The organism is Vibrio sp. QJM3NY_35 (assembly GCF_057785915.1).
This window is the reverse complement of the sequence record NZ_CM173507.1, coordinates 995,175-1,018,125: the sequence shown is the minus strand read 5'-3', so window position 1 is coordinate 1,018,125 and position 22,951 is coordinate 995,175. Positions and strand designations below refer to the sequence as shown.

Below are 22,951 nucleotides of genomic sequence, written 5' to 3'. Positions count from 1 at the left end.
ACTATGTGTCACGTCTATTTCATTGATGATGAATCCGATTTAAGAATGGCCATCGAGCAGAGCTTCGAGCTCGCAAACATTGATGCCGAATTCTTTCCCGATGCGGAGTCTGCACTGCTCGCAATTCAAGAGAACGGCTTACCCCATGTAATCATCACTGACATATGCTTACCGGGTATCTCAGGGCATGACTTACTCAACACCGTGATGCACAAAGACAAAGAGATCCCCGTGATTATGATTACGGGTCACGGCGATATTTCGATGGCCGTTCAAGCAATCCAAGATGGTGCCTATGACTTCATAGAAAAGCCGTTCGCCAATGAACGCCTCATCGAAACCACCAAACGAGCGATAGAAAAACGTCAACTCACCCTAGAGAACCTTGAATTAAAGCGTTCACTCAAAGCCAGCCAAGCGCTCGGTCCTAGAATCATTGGTGATACACAATCTATGACTGAACTGCGCTCTATCATTACCCATGTTGCCGACACCAATGCCGACATATTGCTATTTGGCGAAACAGGCACCGGCAAAGAATTAGTTGCACGCTCTCTGCATGAACAAAGCAGCAGGCGGGAACAAAACTTCGTCGCGGTCAACTGTGGAGCGGTCCCTGAAAACCTAATTGAGAGTGAGCTGTATGGCCATGAAAAAGGTGCGTTCACTGGCGCAGAAAGCAAACGTGTCGGTAAATTTGAATTTGCTCAAGGCGGAACCCTATTCTTAGATGAGATAGAATCAATGCCAATGCAGGCACAAATTCGCCTGTTGCGCGTCTTGCAAGAACGCGTCATCGAAAGGGTTGGGTCTAATGGCTTAGTCCCTCTCGATATTCGAGTGATTGCGGCAACTAAAGTCGACCTAAAGAAAGCCGCTGAAGAAGGCACTTTCCGCCAAGATCTCTATTATCGACTCAATGTTGTGACCTTAGATTTACCGCCGTTAAGAAGCCGACAAGAAGATATCCCAGCACTCTTCCATCACTTCTTACTAGTCGCAGCGGCGCGTTATGGCAAGACAGCCCCAGCCCTTCCACAAAAGGAGCTGCACGCACTTTTGGCTCATGATTGGCCGGGAAATGTTCGAGAATTACGTAATACTGCAGAGCGTTTTGTACTTTTAGGTAAGCTTTCTCACTTATCAGACAGCGCCACTGAAACTACTCAAGAGCTGTCTTTGGCAGAATTGGTATCTGACTTTGAAAAAAACACGTTGAAGCAGGCACTTATTGAATGCAATGGCAGCATAAAAGAGACCATGGAGAGGCTGCAATTACCGAGGAAAACCCTCTACGATAAGATGCAAAAACACCAGCTCACGAAAGAATCTTATAAGGTAGAACCAAACTAAATTAGATTTGGGAGCAAGATCACCTATACTTATTTCACTAACAGTGATGTTATGCAATAAATATAATAAGGAAGTCGTTATGGGTGAGAAAACAAAAGTGCCATCGATTACCGATACTTTCGAGATAGATGGTATTTTTTATACTGATAATCATGTCGATCTACACACGCCAGAAATAGAGGCAAAACGCGCTCTGTATGAGCAAATAAACCCTCATTCAAATCGTGGCAGAAATATAGATGAGGAGGTCTAGTGACCTCCTCATTTCTTATGGGTTAAATTCCATGTCACCAAATAACTACTTGGTTATGATTTCCGGTCCCATCAATGTCGTCGGTAACCATGTTGATACCCAAGGCACGTAAGTGACGATAATCAGGAATAAGAACATCACGCCTACCCACGGCAGTGCAGCTTTCACGACGTTCATCATCGACATCTTGGCAACACCTGCGGTCACAAACAAATTGAGCCCGACAGGCGGCGTTATCATCCCTATCTCCATGTTCACTACCATCATGATACCTAGGTGAATTGGATCGATACCGAGTGCAATAGCGATTGGGAATACCAATGGCGCAACGATGATCAGCAAGCCTGATGGCTCCATGAACTGACCACCAATCAAGAGTAAAACGTTCACTACAATCAAGAAGGTGATCGGCCCTAAGCCCGCAGAAAGCATAGACTCAGTGATCATCTGAGGAATGCGTTCTTCGGTCAGTACATGCTTAAGAATCAGAGCGTTGGCAATGATAAACAGCAGCATAATCGTCAGCTTACCTGCATCGTAAAGCGTGTCTTTAGTATCTTTATGGAAGAAAGTTTGGAACACTTTCACCAAAGCAGGCTTTGTATTGTTCTTGTCCGCAAACGGCCCCATATCTTTATAAATAAAGTTGGCGATAAAGAAGGCATACACCGCAGCCACTGCCGCAGCTTCTGTCGGAGTAAAGATACCGCCGTAGATACCACCTAAAATGATGACAATCAGCAGCAAACCCCAGCTCGCATCTTTTGCGGCTGCGAACATCTCGCCCCAACCCACGAATGGCTGTGCCGGAATCTTCTTAATACGTGCTGCAATGTAGATAGCAATCATCAACATCACACCCGCCAACAGGCCAGGAATCACGCCACCTAAGAACATACGACCTACCGATACATCGGTCGCCGCTGCGTATACCACCATCACGATTGACGGTGGAATCAAGATCCCCAAGGTACCTGCGTTACAGATAACCCCTGCCGCGAACTCTTTTGAATAACCGTTTTTGATCATACCTGCGATAACGATACTACCGATCGCCACTACCGTTGCAGGCGATGAACCAGAAAGGGCTGCGAACATCATACATGCCACAACAGACGCCATCGCCAAGCCACCGCGGAACCAACCCACCATCGCGATAGCAAAACGGATAATACGTTTCGCTACGCCACCTGTAGACATGAAACTAGAGGCCAAGATAAAGAAAGGAATCGCTAAGAGTGTGTAGTGGCCTGCAAATGCATTAAACAGCGTTTGTGCAACCGAGGCTAGTGACGCATCAGAGTGCATCAACAAGAATATGACGCTCGATAAACCAAGGGAAATCGCAATTGGTACACCGACCAACATGAAAGCAATTACCATTAAAAATAGAAATAACATTGCCATGATTAGTCTCCCTTACCGTTAGATTTTGTACCCGACTCATTCGCCTTGTTTTGCTTAGTCGAATCCAATACCGCTGTCGCGTCTTCATCAGAACCCGCCAACACATCAGCTTTCAATGCATCCAGCTCTTCTTCGGCTTCATGGCCTGCAATCATGCGGTCAAGCTTGCCCGTCGCCACTTGATAAGCGATTTGGATGAATCGGAACGTCAGCATTGCCATACCAATAGGTAGTGCCATGTAAGGAATAAAACGTGGCAGTTTCTCGTATCGCTCACCTTCATTCATCCAGTCAGAAAGAAACTGAAGCATCTCGGGCATTGGAATATCATCGGTCTCATACCATGCACGATCGGTCGCGAACGGGTACCAATAATTCCAAGAACCGATAAGAAGTAGGATTGAAAAGGCCAGGCAGCTTGTAACGGCAATTAACGCATACATTTTACGTAGCTTTTCTGGGGCAAGGTTAATGATGACATCAACGCCAATGTGGAAGTGTTTTTTAACGCCATAAGATGCGCCCACTAACACCATCCAAGCGAACATGAACACTGTCAGTTCTAGTGCCCACAAGATATTGCCATTGAATGCGTATCTGAATACCACGTTGGCAAAAGTAAGTAGCGTCATTGCGCCAAGGAAAAATGCGATTAATGACTCTTCAATCACATCCGTAACTCTTCCGACTTTGGAAAAAAGAGAGGTTTCCAGTGCTGATTCGCTAGAATTTGGTTGTTCCATTTGAGGCTTTTCCATAATTGACTCCGCTTATAATTGTTTTAATAAGGAGTGACGAATACTCGCCACTCCCTTAGCGGTGTTATTGGTTTGAAGCTAACGCTGCATCGATAAGGTCTGAACCGATGTCTTTTTCAAACTTCTTCCATACTGGTTGAAGTGCAGCTACCCATGCTTCACGCTGTTCAGGCGTAAGTGTACGAACCTCACCACCCGCTTCAATGATGTTGTTTTTGTTCGCTAGGTTAACTTTTGAAGATTCTGCATTACGCGTCTCAGACACTTCTTGAACGATAGTGCCAAGCTGTGTGCGTACATCTTCAGGTAGGTCTTTCCAGAAGGCGTTTGACGTTACAACTAGGTAATCCAAGATACCGTGATTGGTTTCAGTCACGCCGTCTTGTACTTCAAAGAACTTCTTACCGTAGATGTTTGACCATGTGTTCTCTTGGCCATCGATAACCTTGGTTTGCAGGCCACCGTACACTTCTTTGAAAGACATCTTCTGTGGGTTAGCGCCTAGTTGTTCAAACTGAGCCACCAATACGTCTGATGCTTGTACACGGAATTTCAAACCTTTTGCATCTTCAGGGCTGATAAGAGGTTTGTTCGCCGACATCTGTTTCATGCCATTGTGCCAAAACGCGAGACCTTGCAGGCCACGACGCTTCATCGCGTTCTTCAGCTTTTCACCAGATTCTGAGTTTTGGAAACGGTCAACGGCTTCTACGTCTTCAAATAGGAAAGGAAGGTCAAAAATGCGGTATTTCTTAGTGAATTTCTCAAATTTAGACAGCGATGGCGCCGCCATTTGAACATCACCATTTAACAGGGCTTCCAGTACCTTATTATCATCGTAAAGTGTTGAGTTAGGGAAAACTTGCATACAAGCTTTGCCATTCATCTCCGTGTTTACTCGCTCTTCCAGTAAAGAAGCGGCGATGCCTTTCGGGTGCTTATCGGTATTGGTTACGTGACTGAATTTAATCACTATTTCACCAGGGTCACAGTTTGCAGCAGCATTAAAACTTGTGAGCGCCAGAGCAGATACAGACAGCAGGGTAAGAGGCTTAAACATTATTATTCTCCTTAGTAAACAAAGCAGCCCTTCAATGGGAACTGCGTGCTTTCACTAAGGCAATTAGCGCGCCACATTAACACAATTCATTAACAAGCCTTTAACCACAAGGCTTCATCAGATCTGCTTGCAGTTGTCGCTAACTCGCTACAAAAATTAATGGGTGGAAAATGACACATAGAATATTTGTAAATGGGTGGAAGCTGACCAATGTAATAGTAATGAATGAGGTCTGACCAAAAGCCACATTACCGATGATGTCTTGAAGTAATTTCGACCTATCCTGTAGAGTGCTGCACAACTTAGCCAGATTTACTGTCCCACTACTTACCAAGAGTTGCTACCCATGAGTCAGATCTACCATCACCCAGTACAAATTTACTATGAAGATACCGATCACTCTGGTGTGGTTTATCACCCTAACTTTCTTAAATACTTCGAGCGTGCACGCGAACACGTCTTGGGTAGCGATAAACTGGCGGAATTGTGGAATGAGCATGGACTAGGTTTTGCGGTCTATAAAGCCAACATGACTTTTCAAGATGGGGTTGAGTTCGCTGAGATCTGCGACATCCGAACCTCTTTTGAAATCGATGGCAAATACAAAACCTTATGGCGACAAGAGGTATGGCGTAAAGATGCGACCAAACCCGCCGTGATTGGTGATATCGAGATGGTTTGCCTAGATAAAGACAAACAACTTCAGCCTGTACCCGCTGAAGTATTAAAAGCGATGCTTGGCGAAACGAGCTAACTTCCCCTCACCAAGCTAGCTTAAAAGAGGTGAGACGACGAAAAGGTTCTCATCTCTATCTGCATGGGTAGCAAATTCCCGCCAAGCGTCACCGCAAACCGATACTGTTCATCCAACCGACCTAAGCAACACTGCCAATCTGTAGAGCTATCGTCTTGTTGAGCAGAATCCAAATTCAACCCAATCCCGCTATGTAGCCTGATTTCGCTATCCAAGCCTGATTTAGCATCCGATGAGCCGAGTTCCACTACTTGCTTGGTCAAAAATGTTCGCTTGGTCAAATTAGAGAAATCGAACGAAAAACTTTTCAATGATGTGGCCAATCCCTTTCCTGTCGCTTTGATGTAAGACTCTTTCAATGCCCACAAATCAAAAAAACGTTCTCTTTGAGATAGCTCATCCAGCTCGAGTAAATCGTTAATCTCAAACTCTGAAAAGTAATGCTTCATAATCGCCGCTATGTTGGTCGAGCTTCTTGCATGTTCAATATCCACGCCAAGCTGTAGTGATTGCCCTTTCGTTTGGCAGACAGCAATCAGTAAATGCTCTTGGCTGTGGCTAATATTGAAATTCAGTCCGGTTTTGTATTGCTGCTCTGCGATCAAGCTTGGCTTGCCTTTCTCACCGTACTCAAACCGCCACTCTTCAGCCGCTAAATCAGAGTAGAACGACAACACCTCTCGCAAATAATTACGAACATAGAGCGCTTGGATCTGAGATGAAGGCATTCGATAACGTTCAACCTTGGCGACTTCATCGTCGGTAAGTTTCTGTTTGAGGCGCGACACATGCTCAGTACCTTCATCCAAATCGCTTAGAGAACAAAGCCACAAATCAACGACTGGTGTTTCCATCTTTCTAGCACTCACTTCTTAAAAACCACTCTTCATAAAGCCATCAATAAAACATCAAAACGAACAAATTTAACTCACCTATATTTTGAGAGAAACATAGAGAATTTGGGCAGGAAACACCCTTCATATGCGGACTTAAAACTAATTTTTCAAATAATAACAAATTAAAACACAGATCACACTTAGCCTTACGGAACAGGCATCTATTAAATGTTACTTACAAAAATCTGACATAGATCTCACCAAGTCAAAATATAGAGTATAAACACTAAAAAACAAGTCATACCCATTAATTATCAACAAGTTAATTACATTAAAAATACAAAATTCAAAAACACACAAATTTCATCTGGTCTGAACAGATCATAGTGGCCTCTGGGAGCATTGTATCGGCAACTCACCTCGGGTAGCCTGCTCAACCATTAAACAAATTCACACGTTTTCATTGCGGATAACTGCTTTCCGTTAAGCAGTACTTTGGACAGGATTTAAATGGACATTACCCTCACATTCGAATACCCCCTTCACGCATGAAACACGTTCTCAACGTCTGCAAGTCAATGAACTTCGCACTCCCTATTTCAGTCAGGTGGCCAACTTTCGGCAGCCTTACTCTTCAGCTGCGTTTGCCCAAATCTGTTTCAGATTTATTTTCGATTCAATTAAAAGCGCAGCCTCAAAACACGACATCGCCCTCAGTGATTTCAAGTGGAGACTCATAATGAGCCAACCCGAAAAAAATACACCGGAATCAGTCGACGACACTCGACTCAATAAACGCCTTAAAGATATGCCAGTTGCTATCGTTGGTATGGCAAGCATGTTTGCGAACTCTCGTTACTTAAACAAGTTCTGGGATTTGATCAGCGAAAAGATCGATGCAATTACCGAAGTACCAGATACGCACTGGCGTCCAGAAGATTACTACGATGCAGATCGTACTACGCCAGACAAGTCTTACTGTAAGCGCGGTGGTTTCATCCCTGAAGTGGACTTCAACCCAATGGAGTTCGGCCTTCCGCCAAATATCCTCGAACTGACTGATACGTCACAGCTGCTTTCTCTGATCGTGGCAAAGGAAGTACTTGAAGATGCAAAACTTCCTGAAGGCTATGATCGCGATAAGATCGGTATTACGCTCGGTGTTGGTGGTGGTCAGAAGATCGCTCAAAGCTTGAATGCTCGTCTTCAATACCCTGTTTTGAAAAAAGTCTTCAAGAGCAGTGGCATCAACGACGAAGACAGCGAAATGCTAATCAAAAAATTCCAAGACCAATACATCCACTGGGAAGAGAACTCATTCCCGGGTTCATTGGGTAACGTAATTTCAGGTCGTATTGCTAACCGCTTTGACCTTGGTGGCATCAACTGTGTAGTAGACGCTGCATGTGCTGGTTCTCTGGCTGCAATGCGTATGGCTCTAAGTGAACTGGTTGAAGGCCGCAGTGAAATGATGATCACAGGTGGTGTGTGTACTGATAACTCGCCAACCATGTACATGAGCTTCTCTAAAACACCTGCGTTTACCACCAATGAAACCATTCAACCTTTCGACATCGACTCAAAAGGCATGATGATTGGTGAAGGTATTGGCATGGTTGCTCTTAAGCGCCTTGAAGATGCAGAGCGCGATGGCGACAGAATCTATTCCGTAATCAAAGGTGTCGGTTCTTCTTCAGACGGCAAGTTCAAAAGTATTTACGCGCCTCGCCCTGAAGGACAAGCAAAAGCTCTGAAACGTGCTTACGATGATGCTGGTTTCGCACCACACACACTTGGTCTTTTAGAAGCGCACGGCACAGGTACAGCAGCAGGCGATGTGGCTGAATTTGGTGGCTTAAACTCGGTATTCAGTGAGAACAATGAAGAGAAGCAACACATTGCGTTAGGCTCTGTGAAATCTCAAATTGGTCACACTAAATCAACCGCGGGTACTGCAGGTTTAATCAAAGCTGCATTAGCACTGCATCACAAAGTACTGCCGCCAACGATCAACGTATCGGCTCCAAACCCTAAGTTGGATATCGAGAACTCACCGTTCTACCTAAACACACAAACGCGTCCTTGGATGCAACGTGTTGATGGCACACCACGCCGTGCAGGTATCAGCTCATTTGGTTTTGGTGGTACTAACTTCCACGTTGTATTGGAAGAGTACACGCCAGAACACGCTCGCGGTGATAAATACCGTCAGCGCCAAGTGCCGCAAACTCTGTTCTTCAGCGCTGAATCTCGTCAAGCACTGATCAATGAGCTCAAGCAGGTTTCAACTCAAGCTGCCGATGCTGCGTTCAAACTAGAAACGCTTGCTGAGCAACACGCTCTACGCGAAGTTGACGCTAAGCATGCTCGTATTGGTTTAGTCGTGACTGACCAAGCAGACCTTCAAGCGCAACTGACTCAAGCGGTTTCTATGCTTGAGAGCCAAACCAAAGCACATTGGCAGATGCCAAACGGCACTAGCTACCGTGAATCGGCACTGATTGCAGAAAATGGTGCAGGCAAAGTGGCAGCGCTATTTGCAGGTCAAGGGTCGCAATACCTAAATATGGGTCGCGAGCTTGCTTGTCATTACCCTGAAATGCGTCAACAGCTTGCTCAAGCGGATCAAGTATTTGGTCAGCACAAGAAAACGGCTCTGTCGCAAATTATGTTCCCAATTCCAACCTTCACACCAGAAGCAACCAAAGCTCAAGAAGCGGTGTTGACCAACACAGCCAATGCTCAAAGTGCGATTGGTACTGTGTCTATGGGTCAGTTCGACATCATGACTCAAGCTGGCTTCAAAGCCGACATGGTCGCAGGACACAGCTTTGGTGAGCTAAGTGCACTATGTGCATCGGGTGTTATCTCGCAAGACGATTACTACCAGCTAGCTTTCGCTCGTGGCGATGCGATGGCAGCGACACCAGAACAAGGCGACAGCGGTACTATGTTTGCGGTCATCCTAGACGCAGGCAAACTTCCAGCCGTTGAAAGCTGCATCAGCCAATTCGAAGGCGTGAGCATTGCCAACTACAACGCTCCGACTCAACTGGTTATTGCAGGTCCAACAGCAACCGTTCAACAAGCAGCACAAGCGCTAACAGAACTAGGCTTCAAAGCGATAGCTCTGCCAGTGTCTGGTGCTTTCCACACACCGCTTGTTGCTCACGCTCAAAAACCATTTGCTTCTGCAATTGATAAAGCTTCATTCAGCGCTCCAACGCTACCGCTTTACTCGAACGCAACGGGCAAACTGCACAGCAAAGACGCTAAAGCGATCAAGAAAGCGTTCAAGCAACACATGCTGCAATCGGTTCGTTTCAGCGAGCAAATTGAAGCGATGTATGAAGCCGGTGCGCGTATATTCGTTGAGTTCGGTCCGAAGAACATTCTTCAAAAGCTGGTTGAGAAAACATTGGCTGATAAGAACGAAGAGCTTTACGCAATCAGCATCAACCCAAACCCTAAAGGCGACAGTGACCAACAGCTTCGCTTAGCTGCGGTTCAACTGTGCGTGGCAGGTATTTCATTAGACAACATTGACCCTTACCAAGCTGACATTGCTGAACCTGCGAAGGCATCACCAATGAACATCAAGCTGAATGCAACCAACTACATCAGCCCTGCTACTCGTAAGAAAATGGATCAATCATTGGCTTCGGGCAACGTCACCGAAAAGACTGAGATTGTTGAAGTGAAAGTTGAAGTCGAGAAAATCGTGGAAAAAGAAGTGATTAAAACAGAAATCGTTGAAGTACCTGTGGCTGCTCCTCAAGCTTCAAATGTACAACAGTCAGCTGCTCCAGCACCAAGCGCACAAGTAGCAACAACAGCTCAGCAGCCTCAAGTGGTTCAAACAGCCCCGTCTAACGTAACGGTTGATGAATCTTCACTGCAGTCGTTCTTCAATGCTCAACAACAAGCAGCAGAAGTACATCAGCAATTCTTGGCGATTCCTCAGCAATACGGTGACACATTCAACACCTTAATGTCTGAGCAAGCGAAAATGGCAACAGCAGGCGTAGCAATTCCTGATAACCTACAGCGTTCTATGGAAATGTTCCACCAGCACCAAGCTGAAACGCTAAAAGCGCACGCTCATTACCTAGAAATGCAAGCGCACAGCAACAACTCAGCACTTAATATGCTGACGCAAGGTTCAGTACAAACGGCACAACCAACCTTCGTTGCGTCTGTAAATGCTCAGCCAGCGATTCAAGCGACTCCAACAGCTATCGTCCAACAGCCTGTAGCTCAAGTACAAGCTGCTCCTGTACAAGCCGCGTCAGTTCAAGCTGCACCGGTTCAAAATGCAACAGCTCAACAAGCTCCGGTACAGAAAGCCGTTCCTGCTCCACAAGTAGCCGCTCAAGCGGCAGCGCCTGTTGCAACTCAACCTGTGCCAGTTAAAGCACAACCAGCTCCTGTGGCTGCACCAATAGCAGTACAATCAGCAGGTGCTGAAAAAGTGATGCTAGAAGTGGTCGCTGAGAAAACGGGTTACCCAACGGAAATGCTTGATCTAGAAATGGACATGGAAGCTGACCTTGGTATCGACTCAATCAAGCGCGTAGAGATCCTTGGTACCGTTCAAGACGAGATGCCAAACCTACCTGAACTGAACCCGGAAGATTTGGCTGAGTGTCGTACTCTTGGTGAAATCGTGACCTACATGAACAGCAAGATGCCTTCTGGAGTTTCAACTAGTGAAGCAGCACCAGTTCAAGCAGCTGCTGTAGCTAATGGCCTTGATGCGAAAGTCGTTCAACAAACCATGCTAGAAGTGGTTGCTGAGAAGACAGGTTACCCAACGGAAATGCTTGATCTAGAAATGGATATGGAAGCTGACCTTGGCATCGACTCAATCAAACGTGTTGAGATTCTTGGTACGGTTCAAGATGAACTGCCTACTCTTCCAGAGCTAAATCCTGAAGACTTAGCTGAGTGTCGTACTCTTGGCGAAATCGTTGACTACATGAACAGCAAGCTTCCAGCTTCTGCTCCCGTGTCTTCACAAGCACCAGCAGTAGTTGCTCCGGTAACATCTAACAACGGACTAGATGCGGCTGTCGTTCAGAAAACGATGTTAGAAGTGGTCGCAGAGAAGACGGGCTACCCGACTGAAATGCTAGACCTATCAATGGACATGGAAGCTGACCTTGGTATCGACTCAATCAAGCGTGTTGAAATCCTAGGTACGGTTCAAGACGAGCTACCGACTCTTCCAGAGCTAAACCCTGAAGACTTAGCTGAATGTCGCACTCTAGGCGAAATTGTTGACTACATGAACAGTAAGCTTCCGGCTTCTTCTCCAGTAGCGGCTCAAGTATCTGCACCAGTACAAGCAGTATCAAACGGTTTAAACGCAGAACAAGTTCAAAGCACAATGCTGAGCGTAGTAGCGGATAAAACGGGCTACCCAACAGAAATGCTCGACCTAGCAATGGACATGGAAGCTGACCTTGGCATCGACTCAATCAAACGTGTTGAGATCCTTGGTACAGTTCAAGACCAGCTACCAACATTGCCAGAGCTAAACCCTGAAGATCTCGCCGAGTGTCGTACTCTGGGTGAAATCGTTGACTACATGAATAGTAAGCTAGGCGCTACTGCTACTACGAGTACAGAAATCGCTGCAGCAACTGTAGAAAGCGCGAGTAACGACCTAAACCCTGCTCATGTTCAATCCACAATGATGGAAGTGGTTGCCGACAAAACAGGCTACCCAGCAGAAATGCTCGACCTAGCGATGGACATGGAAGCAGACCTTGGTATCGACTCAATCAAACGCGTTGAGATCTTGGGTACGGTTCAAGACCAGCTACCAACGCTGCCAGAGCTAAACCCTGAAGACTTAGCTGAGTGTCGGACTCTTGGTGAAATCGTTACCTACATGCAAAGCAAGCTATCCGCTGCTGCACCTGTAGCGACTGCTAAAGCTGAATCAGTAACGCCTATCGCAGAAACAGCGACAGCGGAACTTCCTCCACACAATGAGGTAGCGCTAAAAAAGCTACCAGCGGCAGATAAACTCGTCGATTGTTTCTCAAAAGACGCTTGTGTCGTGATCACAGATGATGGTCACAACGCTGGTGTTCTAGCAGAAAAGTTGACCGCTAACGGCATTCAAGTTGCTGTAGTGCGTAGTGCTCTTTCTGCCGCGTCACCTTTAAACAGTGAAATCGCAAGCTACACACTCAACAGCGTCGATGATGCTGGTGTGACAGCTGTGATTAACGACATCGAAGCAGACCTTAAAACGTCGAACAAAGTGATTGCTGGCTTCATTCATTTACAAGCTATCGTTGATGCGAAACAAAGCAACGAGCAAGCGGTTAACTTGAATGCAGACTCAAGAGCTTCACTAACCACAGCGTTCTTATTCGCGAAGCACCTAAATGGTCAGCTGAATACCGTTTCTGGTCGTAGTGTGTTCTTCACGCTAAGCCGTATCGATGGTGGCTTTGGTTACCTAGATACTAAGCAATTAGCGAATGCAGAACTCAACCAAGCCGCGTTGTCTGGTCTAACTAAGACACTGAGCCATGAATGGTCAAACGTGTTCTGCCGCGCATTGGATGCTGACGCTTCTATTGATGCTCGTCACTTAGCTGAAGCTATCACAGGTGAACTGTTCGATATCGATACCAACACGGTTGAAATCGGCCTTAGCCATGCAGAAAACGGTGAATCTGGTCGTGCAACATTGATTGCGGCAACACCAGGTGCTGCTCAAACCAAAAACACAGGTGCTCAACTCACCAAGAGCGACAAAGTTCTCGTGACAGGTGGCGCTAAAGGCGTAACGTTTGAATGTGCACTGACGCTTGCTAAGCAATGCAAATCTCACTTCATTCTTGCAGGTCGTAGTAAGCATATTACTTCAGCTGAGCTACCTCAGTGGGCACAAGGCAAACAAGAGAAAGAGCTAAAACCAGCGGCTATTGCTCACCTACAAGCAACAGGTGACAAACCAACGCCAAAGAAAGTTGATGCCTTACTAAAACCAGTATTGAGCAGCCTTGAAATCAACGCAGCACTTGCCGCTTTCAACGAGATTGGCGCGAGCGCTGAATACCTAAGCTTAGATGTATCGAACCATGAGTCTGTAGCGAAAACACTGGCGAATTTCGACGGCATCACGGGTCTTATCCACGGTGCAGGCGTACTGGCTGACAAGCACATTCAAGATAAAACACTTGATGAACTGAACATGGTTTACGGCACGAAAGTAGGCGGACTAGAAGCGGTTCTTGGTGGTCTTGATAGCAGCAAGCTAAAACTGATTGCGATGTTCTCTTCGGCGGCGGGTTTCTACGGAAACACTGGCCAAAGTGATTACTCGATGTCTAACGAGATCCTAAACAAAGCGGCTCTACAATTGTCTGCTCGCAACCCTCAAGCGAAAGTGATGAGCTTCAACTGGGGACCGTGGGACGGTGGCATGGTCAACGCAGCACTGAAACGTATGTTCACAGAGCGCGGCGTGTACGTAATTCCTCTTCAGGCAGGTGCAGAGCTGTTTAGTTCTCAACTACTGAACGAAACTGGCATTCAACTGCTGGTTGGTACGAGCATGCAAGGTTCTGACAACAAGGAAGCTGCTGTAAAAAAGCTTAATGCGGAGTCTGTGCATCTTGCAAAGAGTCCGCTGAATACAAGCATCACTGTGACACGTCATCTTGATCCTAAGGCTTTGCCTTTCATTCAAGATCACTGCATTGCCGGTAACCCAGTGTTACCGACAGTGTGTGCCATCCAATGGATGCGTGAAGTGGCAGAGCAACTGTTAGGGGTGAACGTTAGCGTTCACAACTACAAACTGCTTAAGGGTGTGATTTTTGAGACTGATGAAGTGCAAGAGCTGAAACTGGTTCTTTCTTCTGATGCTAAATCAAAAGATCAGCTAAAAGCAGTGATCAGTTGCCAAGGGCGACCACAGTATCAAGCTCAGTTGCAAGTTGCCTCTGTGCAAGTGTCTGAAGATGTTCAACAAGCATCAGAAAAACGCTTTGAAACCAACACTTCAGCACCTGTAACAACGGCACAAGTTCTATACAGTGACGGCACTCTGTTTCACGGACCAAGACTGCAAGGTATTACCTCAGTTGAACGCTTTGACGACTTAGGCTTATTGGTTCAATGCCAGTTGCCTCAGATTGAAAACAGCGACTGCGGATCATTTATTCCTAAGCAAGGTTTTGGCGATAGCCAGCCATTTGCTGAAGATTATCTGTTGCAAGCCATGTTGGTGTGGGCTCGATTGAAATACGGCGCGGCAAGCCTACCGTCTGCAATCGGTGAGTTTATTTGTTACGCACCGATGCACGATGGTGACCAAGGTTGGCTAGAGCTGAGCGTGATAAAAAGCACGGCTCGTTCGCTGCAAGCTGATATCTCGCTTTACCACCAAGATGGTCGTTTAAGCGCAGTAATGAAAGGTGCAAAAGTCACCATCAGCAAGAGCTTAAACGACGCATTTTTGCCGAAGTCTAGCTCAGCAGTATCGAAGAAAGAAGCGACTAAGAACCCAGAAAAGGAGCAATTGTCATAGTGACTGTTCCTTCTAATAAAGCGATGCCATTACGCATCGCTCTTTTAGCTCAGCCAGCAAATGCGGCTGAGCTTTCTGCCGACTTATTCCCCTCGTTCCCAGACATAATGACTGTTGTGGTTGATGGCAATTTTAATCAAGCACTTACTCAAGCGATTGAGGCAGTCAATCAAGGCAGTATGGTTAAGCTTTGTTTGGATTCTCACTCACCATCATTGTTGATGTTGAGTGCGCTGATCGCTGCTCAGAATAAGATTCACCCACACGCGAATTTAGCGGGCTTTGTCGAAGCTCTCGATCTAAATAATGGAGATAGCGTTCAGCTTGCTCTAGAGATGTCACGCCGCCCCGCTTCAGACTTAAGCCATCAACAACAATATTCTGCACTTTCTGCTTCGCAGCAGTTTGATGAGTTGTTGAATATAGTTGAGGCGATATCGAGCCGTTCATTACCTAACCATTACTGGTTCACTGAGCCGAACAAAGCACGTGTTGCTGCGTTAACCTTCAGCGAAAAAAACAAGAAATCCACCAGCCTGATATTGACTCAAGCAACCGGTTTGCAAGAACCAAAGCCACTGCTATCCAGCGAACGTTTGATGTTTGTGGTTTCTGGCAATGACCAAGTTGAATTGGTTTCTAAGTTAACCTCGTTAAGAGAAGAGCTTAAATGCATTAGCGATTCTGCGGACAGCGAACTTGCTATCGCCAACTTGATGCATTCAAACCTAAGCCACTTCCAAAGCGTTCAGCACAATGCTGGCGTTGGTGCGAACATCGTGATTCAAGCGGCTTCAATTGAGGCTGCAATACAAGAGATCACTGCGCTAGAAAATGCGTTGCCAAAAGTAATGGCTGACAATAGCCAATACAAAACGCCAGCGGGCAGTTGTTTCTCACCGAAGCCTCAAAGTAAAGGTGGCGTTACATTTGTTTACCCTGGTGTTGGCACGGTTTATCCCGGTATGTTGCGCGAATTTCACCACCATTTCCCACAGTTATTTGCTCGCTTAGAACGCGAAGGTAACTTGAAAGAGATGCTACAGGCTGAAAAAACCTACGCTGACGACGCGCAAGAAATGTCGCTCAGTGAACTGGCAATTGCCGGTGTCGGCAGTAGTTATCTGTTAACACAACTGCTATGTGATGAATTCAAAGTACAGCCAGATTTCGCTTTGGGTTACTCCAAGGGTGAAGCCTCCATGTGGGCGAGCTTAAATGTTTGGAAAAACCCACATGCGCTGATTGAGATGACTCAAACTAGCCCTATTTTCACGACGGCTATTTCTGGTGAACTCACCGCAGTGCGTCAAGATTGGCAGCTGAACGACGACGAAAGCATCCAATGGAACAGCTTTGTGGTTCGCAGTGATGCGCAAGCGATTGAGGCTCTGTTACCAGAGTTTCCGCGTGCTTATCTCGCTATCATCCAAGGTGACACTTGCGTACTGGCCGGTTGTGAAAGCACATGTCGTGCATTGCTCAAAAAGCTTGGTAAACGAGGCATTGCCGCGAATCGTGTTACCGCAATGCACACCACACCAGCACTAAGTCAGCATAACCAAGTGCGTGAGTTTTACACTCAACCACTGTTCGACGAGTTGCCAAAGCATATCCGCTTTATCAGCGCAGCAGGTCTACCGACTGGCAAACCAATCAATATAGACAGCGACAGCATCGCCCTTTCGATTGCCGATACTTTCTGTTCGACGCTGGATTTCACCGCGTTGATTCAGAGTGCGCGTCAGCAAGGTGCTCGTCTGTTTGTAGAAGTCGGTGCCGATCGTCAAACCAGCACATTGATCGACAAGATCAATCGTAGCGACAACGTAGCAGACCAATATTGCACAATCGCTTCCAATGCCAAAGGCGGTGACGATGTTGTCACGCTCATCAAATGCATTGGTCAGCTCATTACTCATCAAATTCCACTGTCTGTCGAGCCACTTATTCAAGGGCTAGAACAACAGATCACCACCGCTAAGCAATTAAGTGGTGTGTCTCAAGGCAGCGCAGTGAATCATCAAGGAGAGCTAGTATGAGTTCTCAATATCAGGCTCAAAATAAGCAGCAAGTGAAATGCAATAAGATCGCGATTGTCGGTATTGCTAACCAATACCCAGAAGCTGACACGCCAAAAGACTTCTGGCAAAACTTGCTGAATAAAAAAGATTCTCGAACCACATTAAGCGCTGAAAAGTTAGGCGCTAAACCTGAAAGCTATCAGGGTGTGCAAGGTGAGTCAGACCGCTTTTACTGTGATAAAGGCGGCTACATCGAAAACTTCAATTTCGATAGCAATGGCTACCGCTTAACAGAAGAATCGTTCAACGGTGTTGACCAGAGTTTCCTTTGGGCTTTGGATACCAGTCGTAAGGCGTTAGTCGACGCTGGCATTGATCTGAATGCCGATGTTTTAGAACGCACAGGCGTGATCATGGGTGCCCTTTCGTTCCCAACCACACGCTCAAACGATCTGTTTCTGCCGATGTATCACTCGGTGGTCGAGAAAGCACTTAAAGGTAAATTGGCTAATGACCAATTTTCATTGCTACCAACCAATGAAAACGCTCAAGACCTCAACCCGATCAACGGTGCTGCAGCACACAACGCCTCTAAGTTAGTGGCTGATGCGCTAGGTTTAGGCAACGTGCAACTTAGCCTAGATGCGGCATGTGCAAGCTCAGTGTATTCATTGAAGTTAGCCTGTGATTACTTGAACACGGGCAAGGCCGACATGATGTTGGCAGGCGCGGTATCCGGTGCTGACCCATTCTTTATCAACATGGGTTTTTCGATCTTCCACGCTTACCCTGACCACGGTGTTTCGGTTCCTTTTGATAGCAATAGTAAAGGTCTGTTTGCTGGCGAAGGTGCCGGTGTTTTAGTGCTAAAACGTTTGGCTGATGCAAAGCGTGATGGCGACAATATCTACGCAGTCGTCAGCGGTATTGGCTTGTCGAACGATGGCCGTGGCCAGTTCGTATTAAGCCCAAACAGCAAAGGACAAGTACAAGCCTTTGAACGCGCTTACGAGGCTTCAAACCTAACACCAGACAGCATTGAAGTGATTGAGTGTCACGCAACTGGCACACCATTAGGTGACAAGGTTGAGTTAACCTCAATGGAGCGATTCTTTGCTGACAAATTGAATGGTTCTAACCCGCCATTGATTGGCTCTGCGAAGTCAAACCTCGGCCACTTACTGACTGCTGCGGGTATGCCGGGGATCATGAAAATGATCTTTGCGATGAAAGAAGGCGTGCTTCCGCCAAGTATTAACTTGGACAAGCCACTATCGTCGCCAGAAGGTTTGTTTGGCTCACAGACGCTACCAACACAAGTGCAACCTTGGCCAAGTAAAGCGGGCAACTCAGAGCGCTGCGCGGGTGTTTCTGTATTTGGTTTCGGTGGTTGTAACGCTCACTTACTTCTTGAAGCGTATTCAGGCACGGGTCATGCAAACCAGGCTCTAGAGTCAGCATCTCCAAGCCTACAATCGCCTAATTTAAGCATTACTGGCCTCGCGTCTCACTTCGGTTCTCTGCAAAGTATCAATGCACTGAGCACTGCGATTGAAACCAACAACGATGCTTTCATTGCCTTGCCTAAGAAACGCTGGAAAGGCTTAGACCAACATCCAGAACTACTGAATCAGTTTGGTTTACGCGGCATTCCAAACGGCGCGTACATCGACCAATTCGATCTCGATTTCCTACGTTTTAAAGTGCCGCCAAACGAAGATGACCGTTTGATCTCTCAGCAGTTGCTACTGATGAAAGTTGCAGACGAAGCCATCAAAGATGCCAAGCTTGTTGCAGGCCAAAAGGTTGCGGTTTTAGTTGCGATGGAAACAGAGCTTGAGATGCACCAATTCCGTGGGCGCGTAAACCTGCATAGCCAATTGGCTGACAGCTTTGCCAACATGGGTATCGAACTAACTCAAGACGAATACCAAGCGCTAGAAACCATCGCGATGGACAGTGTGATGGACGCAGCCAAGCTGAACCAATACACCAGTTTCATCGGCAACATCATGGCTTCGCGTATCTCTTCATTGTGGGACTTTAACGGCCCTGCCTTTACGATTTCAGCCGCTGAACAGTCAGTTGCTCGTTGTATCGATGTCGCGCAAAACCTAATGTCGCAAGAATCGATGGATGCCGTCGTGATTGCAGCCGTCGACCTAAGCGGCAGTGCGGAACATGTGATTCTCAAGAACAGCGTGAGCCCAGTGTCACTTTCTCCAAAGTTCGGCCAACCGCAAGACGGCAATTGGAATGTGGGCGAAGGCGCAGGTGCAATTGTTCTTGTGGAAGAAGGTCAAGTAGCGAGCAACCAAGATGCGGCTTACGGCAGCATCAAAGCCTTGGCTTTTGGTTCAAGTGAGCGTAACAACGCCGTTGCTGATGAGTTAATGACTCAAGTCGGCATCAGCTCAAGCGATGTATCTCTGCTTGAGCTTAACCATGCACCAGAATCTTCATCACACGAGCTTGTATCTCTCAACTTTGGGGTTACCAAGACCACTCAAGCGAGTCAACGTGTTGGTCATTGCTCTGCAGCTTCTGGTATGGCAAGCCTGCTACACGGTCTGCTCAACCTGAACCTTGCACCTCTGAATCCAAATATCAGTTCTAAGAGTGCGATTGTTGCCAACATCAGCGAAGGACAATGTTCACAGCTGCTACTAAGCCAATCGAGTGTTGAATCTCAGTCACTATCGGTTCGTTTGAACAGTGAACTGGCGAGCGATGCTAAACGTCAATTGGTTAAGCAAGTGACTCTTGGTGGTCGCGATATTTATCAACATATTGCCCAAACCCCAGTGACCAACTTGGCAACGATTCAACAGAAAGCTTCTGGTAAAAAAGCAGCAAGAGTGGCGTCGATTCCAACGACAGCAAGCATTCAAGCAGCCCTTGCGCAAAAAGAGTTAGAGAAGAATGCATTAGCGCAGAACGCGGTAGAGCCAGTCATCGAAACTCCTACATCAGTATCCCCTACTCTGGCGCCAACTCGCCACAGTCAGCTAACAGGTAACCACAGCAATATGACTCATGTCCTATCCGCTAAAAATGGCGCGTCTCAAATCGACGCTAATACGGATGCAGCATTAAAGCCGTCTGTAACACCACACAACCAAGCTTTTGCTCAAAATCAGCAAGCAGCTCAACAGGTACACAAAGCATTCCTGCACACTCGTGCCCAAGGCATGCAAATGGCTGATGCGCTATTAAAAGCACAGTTAAACGCAATTACGTCTGGTATAGATAGCTCAACCGAAACACCAGCTCAGCCTGTTCAAGCTCAACCAGCTCAGGTTCAGTCAACGCCAGTCAACGTACTTGCGACGCCAGCACCAATAAAACCTATCCGTAAGCCATGTATCTGGGATTACGATGATCTGGTTGAATACGCTGAAGGCGATATTGCGAACGTATTTGGCCCTGATTACGCGATCATCGATAGCTACTCGCGCCGCGTTCGCTTGCCAACCACCGACTACCTACTGGTATCTCGTGTAACCAAGCTCAACGCGACCGTTAACGAGTACAAGCCAAGCACCATGACCACCGAATACGACATCCCAGTTGATGCGCCATATCTTGTTGATGGTCAGATCCCTTGGGCTGTTGCAGTTGAATCTGGTCAGTGTGACCTAATGCTGATCAGCTACTTAGGTATTGATTTCGAAAACAAAGGTGAGCGTGTTTATCGTCTGCTTGATTGCACATTAACTTTCCTTGGTGACTTGCCTCGTGGTGGCGATACGCTGCGTTACGATATCTCAATCAACAGCTTTGCTCGCAATGGCGACACGCTGCTGTTCTTCTTCTCGTACGAATGTTTCGTTGGCGACAAGATGATCCTGAAAATGGATAACGGCTGTGCGGGCTTCTTCACTGATGAAGAGCTAGCAGATGGCAAAGGTGTGATTCATACTGAAGATGAAATCAAGGCTCGTAAGCTGGCAACTAGGCAACGCTTCGATCCTATGTTGCACTGTCCTAAAACCCAGTTTAACCACCAAGAACTGCGCCACCTGCTGACTGCAAACATTACAGAGTGTTTTGGCCCAACTCACCAATCTGATCGCCACCAGCCTTCTTTGTGCTTCAGCTCAGAGAAGTTCATGATGATCGAAAAGGTTAGCCGTGTTGAACCGCAAGGCGGTACATGGGGACTTGGTCTGATTGAAGGTCACAAACAGCTAGAGCCTGAGCATTGGTACTTCCCTTGTCACTTCAAAGATGACTCAGTAATGGCTGGTTCTTTGATGGCAGAAGGTTGTGGTCAACTGCTTCAATTCTTCATGATGCACCTTGGCATGCATACGCTTGTTCAAAATGGTCGTTTCCAACCGCTTGAAAATGCCCCTCAACAAGTACGCTGTCGTGGTCAAGTTCTACCACAATCGGCAGAGCTGACGTACCGCATGGAAGTGACTGAGATTGGTCTAAGCCCTCGCCCATACGCAAAAGCTAACATCGATATTTTGCTCAACGGCAAAGTGATCGTTGATTTCCAAAACTTGGGTGTGATGATCAAAGAAGACGACGAATGTACTCGTTACCTGCCTTCTTTAGAAACAGCTGTAGCGACCCCTGCTATCGAAAACTTGGGCCATACGCCAGCAGTGAACCAACAAGCTTCAGTAAATGCGCCACTTATGGCTCAAATTGAAGACCTAGAAACTGCACCAAACAAAGGTGTCGTTCCTCTTCAACACGTTGAAGCTCCGGTGACTCCTGATTACCCGAACCGCACACCCGATACGGTTCCGTTCACTCCATACCACATGTTCGAATTCGCGACTGGCGATATCGAGAAATGTTTCGGCCCTGATTTCTCAATCTACCGTGGAATGATTCCACCACGTACTCCATGTGGCGACCTACAGCTAACCACTCGTGTTGTTGAGATCGACGGTAAACGTGGCGACTTCAAGAAACCTTCATCGTGTATCGCTGAATACGAAGTGCCAGAAAATGCATGGTACTTTGATGAAAACAGCCACCATACCTTGATGCCTTATTCGGTATTGATGGAGATTTCACTGCAGCCAAACGGCTTCATCTCTGGCTACATGGGCACCACTCTGGGCTTCCCAGGTGAAGAACTGTTTTTCCGTAACCTAGATGGTAGCGGCAAAATGCTGCGTAACGTCGACTTACGTGGCAAAACGATTACCAATGATTCTCGCTTGCTTTCAACCGTAATGATGGGCACCAACATCGTACAGAGCTTCAGCTTCGAACTGAGCACTGACGGCGTGCCTTTCTACCAAGGTACGGCGGTATTTGGTTACTTCAAAGGCGCTGCGCTGAAAGATCAACTTGGTTTGGACAACGGTAAAGTGACTCACCCTTGGCACGTTGATAACAACCGCACGCCGGATGTAAACATCAACCTGCTAGATAAAACAACGCGTTACTTCAATGCACCTGTTTCTGCTACGGGTGAAGTGCAAGAGCACTACCAATTGGCTGGCGGTCGCTTGAACTTTATCGATACGGTGCAGATCACCAGCGATGGTGGTAAAAACGGTCTGGGTTACCTATACGCTGAGCGTACGATTGATCCAAGCGATTGGTTCTTCCAGTTCCACTTCCATCAAGATCCGGTAATGCCAGGTTCTCTAGGTGTCGAAGCGATCATCGAACTAATGCAAACCTACGCGCTAAACAAAGATCTTGGCGCTGGCTTCCGTAATCCGAAGTTCGGTCAAATCCAATCTGAAGTGAAATGGAAATACCGTGGTCAGATTAACCCTCTGAACAAACAGATGTCTCTGGATGTACACATCACTGCGATTAAAGACGAAGACGGCAAACGCATCATCGTTGGTGACGCAAACCTGAGTAAAGATGGTCTACGTATTTACGAAGTGAAAGACATCGCGATTTGTATCGAAGAAGCCCCTGCTATCGATAAAGCTCCTGGTATCAAGAAAGCATAAGTCGCCATTA

The 22,951-nt window shown here is 46.8% G+C and carries 10 protein-coding genes; 6 read left to right on the top strand and 4 right to left on the bottom strand.

The features are described from left to right. The first annotated feature begins 3 nt into the window (after positions 1–3). Together AC3CH3_RS04590 and AC3CH3_RS04585 are read left to right on the top strand one after the other, a co-directional pair. Complete coding sequence (locus AC3CH3_RS04590; protein ID WP_488537827.1) at positions 4–1,353, top strand: sigma-54-dependent transcriptional regulator; 1,350 nt, start codon at positions 4–6, stop codon at positions 1,351–1,353. 79 nt (positions 1,354–1,432) lie between these two features. Further along, entirely contained in the window at positions 1,433–1,606 is a 174-nt protein-coding gene (locus AC3CH3_RS04585) for a hypothetical protein (RefSeq protein WP_488537826.1), read from the top strand. 45 nt (positions 1,607–1,651) lie between these two features. Here AC3CH3_RS04585 and AC3CH3_RS04580 read toward each other — a convergent pair whose 3' ends face one another. The 3 genes from AC3CH3_RS04580 to AC3CH3_RS04570 all read right to left on the bottom strand — a co-directional run bounded on the left by AC3CH3_RS04580 (position 1,652) and on the right by AC3CH3_RS04570 (position 4,831). Further along, complete coding sequence (locus tag AC3CH3_RS04580; RefSeq protein ID WP_017060625.1) at positions 1,652–3,013, bottom strand: TRAP transporter large permease; 1,362 nt, start codon at positions 3,011–3,013, stop codon at positions 1,652–1,654. A gap of 2 nt (positions 3,014–3,015) precedes the next feature. Further along, complete coding sequence (locus tag AC3CH3_RS04575; protein WP_488537825.1) at positions 3,016–3,771, bottom strand: TRAP transporter small permease; 756 nt, start codon at positions 3,769–3,771, stop codon at positions 3,016–3,018. A 64-nt stretch (positions 3,772–3,835) separates the two neighbouring features. Further along, the gene (locus tag AC3CH3_RS04570; RefSeq protein ID WP_019824797.1) at positions 3,836–4,831 is read right to left on the bottom strand and encodes a TRAP transporter substrate-binding protein; all 996 of its coding nucleotides are present in this window, start codon (positions 4,829–4,831) and stop codon (positions 3,836–3,838) included. A 346-nt stretch (positions 4,832–5,177) separates the two neighbouring features. Between AC3CH3_RS04570 and AC3CH3_RS04565 the strand changes: the two genes are divergently transcribed. Then, a complete protein-coding gene (locus tag AC3CH3_RS04565; RefSeq protein WP_488537824.1) occupies positions 5,178–5,585 on the top strand; it encodes a thioesterase family protein in 408 nt (135 codons plus the stop codon). A gap of 20 nt (positions 5,586–5,605) precedes the next feature. Here AC3CH3_RS04565 and AC3CH3_RS04560 read toward each other — a convergent pair whose 3' ends face one another. After that, complete coding sequence (locus AC3CH3_RS04560) at positions 5,606–6,439, bottom strand: 4'-phosphopantetheinyl transferase family protein (protein ID WP_488537823.1); 834 nt, start codon at positions 6,437–6,439, stop codon at positions 5,606–5,608. Positions 6,440–7,160: 721 nt separating this feature from the next. On the opposite strand from AC3CH3_RS04560, the gene AC3CH3_RS04555 reads away from it, so the two are divergent. The 3 genes from AC3CH3_RS04555 to AC3CH3_RS04545 are packed head-to-tail and all read left to right on the top strand — an operon-like array spanning position 7,161 to position 22,941. Then, a complete protein-coding gene (locus AC3CH3_RS04555; protein ID WP_488537822.1) occupies positions 7,161–14,978 on the top strand; it encodes a phosphopantetheine-binding protein in 7,818 nt (2,605 codons plus the stop codon). After that, on the top strand, positions 14,978–17,020 hold the full coding sequence (locus tag AC3CH3_RS04550) for a PfaB family protein (RefSeq protein ID WP_488537821.1): 2,043 nt from the start codon (positions 14,978–14,980) through the stop codon (positions 17,018–17,020). Before AC3CH3_RS04555 ends, AC3CH3_RS04550 begins: the two co-directional genes overlap by 1 nt. Next, positions 17,017–22,941, top strand: a complete 5,925-nt coding sequence (locus tag AC3CH3_RS04545) for a hotdog fold thioesterase (RefSeq protein WP_488537820.1) — start codon at positions 17,017–17,019, stop codon at positions 22,939–22,941. The genes AC3CH3_RS04550 and AC3CH3_RS04545 overlap by 4 nt, the downstream gene beginning before the upstream one ends. Positions 22,942–22,951: the final 10 nt, after the last annotated feature.